Below are 4728 nucleotides of genomic sequence, written 5' to 3'. Positions count from 1 at the left end.
GAAAAACATTACTATAAATGTGGTAATTTTAGTAACGGATGTAGCTAGATCAACCTAAAATAGCCATCACCGAAAAAGGATGTTGATTCAGAGCATCACGATATTTCACAACAATAATAAATTCATAATCTAAAAATTAAAGAAGAATGAAAAAGCAATCAATTAAGAACATCGAGGAGTTAAACTCAGAGTCATTAGAAGTAATCACAGGTGGCAGTTTTGCGACCGAGTGCAGTAAGAAAAAGGATGTTGATTCAGAGCATCACGATATTTCACAACAATAATAAATTCATAATCTAAAAATTAAAGAAGAATGAAAAAGCAATCAATTAAGAACATCGAGGAGTTAAACTCAGAGTCATTAGAAGTAATCACAGGTGGCAGTTTTGCGACAGAGTGTAGTAAGAAAAAGGATGTTGATTCAGAGCATCACGATATCTCACAACAATAATAAATTCATAATCTAAAAATTAAAGAAGAATGAAAAAGCAATCAATTAAGAACATCGAGGAGTTAAACTCAGAGTCATTAGAAGTAATCACAGGTGGCAGTTTTGCGACCGAGTGCAGTAAGAAAAAGGATGTTGATTCAGAGCATCACGATATTTCACAACAATAATAAATTCATAATCTAAAAATTAAAGAATAATGAAAAAGCAATCAATTAAGAACATCGAGGAGTTAAACTCAGAGTCATTAGAAGTAATCACAGGTGGCAGTTTTGCGACAGAGTGTAGTAAGAAAAAGGACGTTGACTCAGAGCATCACGATATTTCACAACAATAATAAATTCATAATCTAAAAATTAAAGAATAATGAAAAAGCAATCAATTAAGAACATCGAGGAGTTAAACTCAGAGTCATTAGAAGTAATCACAGGTGGCAGTTTTGCGACAGAGTGTAGTAAGAAAAAGGACGTTGACTCAGAGCATCACGATATTTCACAACAATAATAAATTCATAATCTAAAAATTAAAGAATAATGAAAAAGCAATCAATTAAGAACATTGAAGAGTTAAACTCAGAATCATTAGAAGTAATCACAGGTGGCAGTTTTGCGACCGAATGTAGTAAGAAAAAGGATGTTGATTCAGAGCATCACGATATTTCACAACAATAATAAATTCATAATCTAAAAATTAAAGAATAATGAAAAAGCAATCAATTAAGAACATTGAAGAGTTAAACTCAGAATCATTAGAAGTAATCGCAGGTGGCAGTTTTGCGACCGAATGTAGTAAGAAAAAGGATGTTGATTCAGAGCATCACGATATTTCACATCAATAGTAAGTTCATCTAAAAATTAAATAGCAATGAAAAAGCAATTTATTAAGAACATTGATGAGTTAAACTCAGAGTCATTAGAAGTAATCACAGGTGGCAATATTGCCGCAGAGTGCAGTAAGAAAAATGATGTAGACTCAGAGCATCACGATGGATAAATTATTAAGAACTCAGAGGGGAGTTGAATAACTCCTCTCCTTTTTATACTAAATATTATGATACTAATTCTTTCATACGACGAATATGAGCAAGGGACAGACCCTGTAATTGATTGGCTCATCTATAAAGAAGCTGATTATATTAAAATAACGATTAAAGATATTGTTAATAATAGAAGTAAGTTTCTTATAGATATCAATAACAAAAGACTATTAATTAATGATATTGATTACACTGACCGAATAAATGTAATATGGTATAGAAGGTTTGAAGCTCATTTAGGTTTACAAGTCGAAAACACTAATCATTTACACCAGATAAATCATGAAATTAAATATGAGGTTGAAGATACCATTACATTTTTGAAAAGAGTTTTCGATGATAAAGTGTGGATGCCTCATTACAATTCTATTTCGCTGAAAAAACCAGAAGTAACATTGTTGTCTGAGCAATTTGGACTAAGAACGCCAAAATCAATTATTACTAACAATAAGTCTGATTTAGTAAAGTTCAAAAAGACTCTTGATAATGAGCTTGTAATAAAGCCAATTAGACATAGTTCATACTTTATAGAGGATGATTATGCTTATAGTATCTATACCCAGAAACTCAATGATTTATCAGATATACCTGAGCAATTTAATTTGACCTTATTTCAGGAATGCATAGAGAGAAAATATGAAATCAGAGTTTTCTACTTAGATGGAAAGTTTTACTCTACCGCTATTTTAGTGAATAATGATACTGAAAACATTGATATCAAAAAATATTTTAAATCAGAAATTATCAATTGGGTCCCATACCAGCTTCCTCCTGAATACGAGGCACAATTAGATGATTTTATGAGGTCTATAAATTTAAATACAGGTTCACTTGATGTTATAAAAACTCAAGATGATGAGTATATAATGCTTGAAATTAACCCTGTGGGACAATACAGTGCACCAGGTTTTAGATGTAATTATTATTTGGACGAAAAAATAGCAGATTGGCTAATAGAAAATGATGAAAAAGAAACAGTCAGTATTTAACGAATCAGATTTACGTAAACTTCCTCTTACATATAGGTTAATGTCTTCTGAAAAGGTAGATAATGTGGGAGAGTTATATACAAACACATTCTATACTAAAAGTAAAAAACACTTTAGTAATAATTATATGGTTTATAATTTATATAAACCCATCTCCAATTTTTCAACTTTTTACAATAAGAACAATGATTAGTTATTTAAATATTTATGCTTTTTGCAAGGTTGTAAAAGGCAAAGAGAAAAGTGTTATTTGTGATTTACATAGAGGGAATATTAAGTTTATTCCTAATGAAATGTATTCGATTTTAGAAGAGTTAGAAGTTAATTCAATAGGTTATATACTGAATAAATATACAGAAGAAGTAGACGCTATCAACTCTTATATCGACTTCGTGCTTAAAAATAATTTTGGTTTTATCAGCAATGAAAAAGAGGTTTTTGTAGAGATCGAAAATAAGTTTGAAACACCAGAAATAATAAATAATGCAATTATTGAATATGGATTTGAAGCATATTCTTTACTGAAATTAGTTGATAATTTGAATAAACTAAATACTAAATTTATTGAGTTAAGGCTTACTAAGTTTAGTTCAAATAATCTATACGAGTTAAGAAAGGTACTTTATTATTTATCTACTTCTAGCGTTAGGAATATTTCCATATTACTACCATATGATAGAGATGCCCATGATAGTATCGTATCCCTAAAGGAGCAATATCCTATAATCAATAAGATGGTTTTTTATGGATTTAGTGAAGATGTTACAGAAGGAGATATTCTATACACAACCAAAAATATCACCCAAATTAATGGCTACAATAAAGAAAATACTATTGTCAATTGTATTGAATTCTATTACGAAAGTTTAAAATATAATACATATTATAATAAGAAAATATCTATTGATAAAGCTGGTAATATTAAAAACTGTATCAAGAATGATACTGTATTTGGGAATGTTAATACAGACAATATTTTAGATGTTATATCAACAAAATCTTTTCAAGAATTGTGGACAGCAAATAATGACAAAATTATTGATGTAAAGCATAATCCTTTGAGATATAACCTTATGATTAGTAATGACTTAATAAAAACTGGTAATAATGAATATAAAATTAAATGGTAAAATATTTGAATTTTATAGACAGTTAGAGACCTCAGATTGTGGTCCAACTTGTCTACGAATGATTTGCTCCTTCTATAATAAAGAGGTTGATATTAGATATTTAAGAAAGATCTGTTACATCAATAAGAATGGAGTAAGCTTTAATAATTTAATCAGTGCTTCAAAAGAGTTGGGGTTTGATACTCTTCCAGCTAAAGTGACGGTGGACCAACTAATCTCAAATGATTTTCCTCCCTCCATATTGCACTGGAGAGAAAATCATTATGTTATTTATTTAGGACTAAATAAAAAGGGTGAAATCATTATTTCAGATCCTGGCCATAAGATATTTACCTTAACAAAAGAGGAATTTAAGAAGTATTGGAGCAAGGAAGATAAAGGTATTGTACTATTTATTGAGCCTAATGAACATTTTACTGAAGAAGATATCGTAGGGGAAAAATCATTCAACGAGAAGATATTATTCAGTAAATATTTTGAGAAAATGAAGTTTAAACTATTGTTGGTTTTTTCACTGATGATAGGTTTGCTGATGATCTCAGTAGTAAATCCATTCCTAAATGAATTTATTATTGATAAAGGTATAAATGATGAAAATAAACTATATGTCTTTTATATCATTGGGATCCAAATAGCATTGTTTTCATTTTCAAACCTGATAGAATACTTTCAGAATAAGATTTACATAGAGCTAAGTACTAATTTTAATATAAAGTTTATAAGTGAATTTTTAAAGAAGCTAGTTTCATTGCCTTTATCGTTTTTTGATATGAAAATAACTTCAGATATTTTACTTAGGATAGATGATCATATATAGAATAGAGGAGTTGGTATCTAAGTTATCTCTTAAAGCTATTGTTTCAGGAATCACGTTACTTATTTATTCCATTTTACTTTTAAACTATTCACCTCAAATCTTTCTTTTCTTCCTTGTTATTTCCTGCATATCCTTCTACATCATAAATTATTATAAAGAACAAAGAAAAGATTACTCTACCCGATGATAATTGGATAACTTTCTAAAAAGGAAGAAAAGTTGTTATTTTAAATTTCCTACAAAATAAAACAAACAACTTTTCATGAGCCTTAACTCAGTAGCAAATCTACGAAAAACATTTGATGAAT

At 29.0% G+C, this 4728-nt stretch carries 11 protein-coding genes; all 11 read left to right on the top strand.

Translation table 11 applies throughout. From position 1 onward, the window contains the following. The first annotated feature begins 146 nt into the window (after nt 1-146). The 11 genes from HHU12_RS33130 to HHU12_RS33085 all read left to right on the top strand — a co-directional run bounded on the left by HHU12_RS33130 (nt 147) and on the right by HHU12_RS33085 (nt 4420). Nucleotides 147-284, top strand: coding sequence for a ComC/BlpC family leader-containing pheromone/bacteriocin (locus HHU12_RS33130; protein ID WP_169661011.1), 138 nt, complete (start codon nt 147-149; stop codon nt 282-284). A gap of 29 nt (nt 285-313) precedes the next feature. Further along, nucleotides 314-451 carry a ComC/BlpC family leader-containing pheromone/bacteriocin gene (locus HHU12_RS33125; protein WP_169661011.1) on the top strand — a complete coding sequence of 46 codons (138 nt, stop codon included), beginning with the start codon at nt 314-316 and terminating at the stop codon, nt 449-451. A gap of 29 nt (nt 452-480) precedes the next feature. After that, a complete protein-coding gene (locus HHU12_RS33120) occupies nt 481-618 on the top strand; it encodes a ComC/BlpC family leader-containing pheromone/bacteriocin (protein WP_169661011.1) in 138 nt (45 codons plus the stop codon). A 29-nt stretch (nt 619-647) separates the two neighbouring features. Beyond that, nucleotides 648-785 (top strand): ComC/BlpC family leader-containing pheromone/bacteriocin, encoded by a 138-nt coding sequence (locus HHU12_RS33115; protein ID WP_169661011.1) that lies wholly within the window; start codon nt 648-650, stop codon nt 783-785. A 29-nt stretch (nt 786-814) separates the two neighbouring features. Further along, nucleotides 815-952, top strand: coding sequence for a ComC/BlpC family leader-containing pheromone/bacteriocin (locus tag HHU12_RS33110; protein ID WP_169661011.1), 138 nt, complete (start codon nt 815-817; stop codon nt 950-952). 29 nt (nt 953-981) lie between these two features. Continuing rightward, a complete protein-coding gene (locus tag HHU12_RS33105; RefSeq protein ID WP_169661011.1) occupies nt 982-1119 on the top strand; it encodes a ComC/BlpC family leader-containing pheromone/bacteriocin in 138 nt (45 codons plus the stop codon). A gap of 29 nt (nt 1120-1148) precedes the next feature. Beyond that, nucleotides 1149-1286, top strand: coding sequence for a hypothetical protein (locus HHU12_RS33100; protein ID WP_169661010.1), 138 nt, complete (start codon nt 1149-1151; stop codon nt 1284-1286). Between the two features lie 26 nt (nt 1287-1312). Further along, nucleotides 1313-1441 carry a hypothetical protein gene (locus tag HHU12_RS35735; protein WP_262889453.1) on the top strand — a complete coding sequence of 43 codons (129 nt, stop codon included), beginning with the start codon at nt 1313-1315 and terminating at the stop codon, nt 1439-1441. Nucleotides 1442-1498: 57 nt separating this feature from the next. Continuing rightward, a complete protein-coding gene (locus HHU12_RS33095; RefSeq protein ID WP_169661009.1) occupies nt 1499-2473 on the top strand; it encodes an ATP-grasp domain-containing protein in 975 nt (324 codons plus the stop codon). A gap of 185 nt (nt 2474-2658) precedes the next feature. Beyond that, on the top strand, nt 2659-3603 hold the full coding sequence (locus tag HHU12_RS33090) for a hypothetical protein (RefSeq protein ID WP_169661008.1): 945 nt from the start codon (nt 2659-2661) through the stop codon (nt 3601-3603). Continuing rightward, on the top strand, nt 3581-4420 hold the full coding sequence (locus HHU12_RS33085) for a cysteine peptidase family C39 domain-containing protein (RefSeq protein ID WP_169661007.1): 840 nt from the start codon (nt 3581-3583) through the stop codon (nt 4418-4420). The genes HHU12_RS33090 and HHU12_RS33085 overlap by 23 nt, the downstream gene beginning before the upstream one ends. Nucleotides 4421-4728 lie beyond the last annotated feature (308 nt).

It is taken from the genome of Flammeovirga aprica JL-4 (assembly GCF_012844305.1).
In the GTDB taxonomy this organism is placed as follows: Bacteria; Bacteroidota; Bacteroidia; order Cytophagales; family Flammeovirgaceae; genus Flammeovirga; species Flammeovirga aprica.
This window is presented reverse-complemented; position numbering and strand designations above follow the sequence as displayed.

Bases quoted from the DNA above. Each gene is read 5' to 3' on its own strand.
- HHU12_RS33130 (WP_169661011.1), top strand. From the start codon at position 147: ATGAAAAAGCAATCAATTAAGAACATCGAGGAGTTAAACTCAGAGTCA.
- HHU12_RS33125 (WP_169661011.1), top strand. From the start codon at position 314: ATGAAAAAGCAATCAATTAAGAACATCGAGGAGTTAAACTCAGAGTCA.
- HHU12_RS33120 (WP_169661011.1), top strand. From the start codon at position 481: ATGAAAAAGCAATCAATTAAGAACATCGAGGAGTTAAACTCAGAGTCA.
- HHU12_RS33115 (WP_169661011.1), top strand. From the start codon at position 648: ATGAAAAAGCAATCAATTAAGAACATCGAGGAGTTAAACTCAGAGTCA.
- HHU12_RS33110 (WP_169661011.1), top strand. From the start codon at position 815: ATGAAAAAGCAATCAATTAAGAACATCGAGGAGTTAAACTCAGAGTCA.
- HHU12_RS33105 (WP_169661011.1), top strand. From the start codon at position 982: ATGAAAAAGCAATCAATTAAGAACATTGAAGAGTTAAACTCAGAATCA.
- HHU12_RS33100 (WP_169661010.1), top strand. From the start codon at position 1,149: ATGAAAAAGCAATCAATTAAGAACATTGAAGAGTTAAACTCAGAATCA.
- HHU12_RS35735 (WP_262889453.1), top strand. From the start codon at position 1,313: ATGAAAAAGCAATTTATTAAGAACATTGATGAGTTAAACTCAGAGTCA.
- HHU12_RS33095 (WP_169661009.1), top strand. From the start codon at position 1,499: ATGATACTAATTCTTTCATACGACGAATATGAGCAAGGGACAGACCCT.
- HHU12_RS33090 (WP_169661008.1), top strand. From the start codon at position 2,659: ATGATTAGTTATTTAAATATTTATGCTTTTTGCAAGGTTGTAAAAGGC.
- HHU12_RS33085 (WP_169661007.1), top strand. From the start codon at position 3,581: ATGAATATAAAATTAAATGGTAAAATATTTGAATTTTATAGACAGTTA.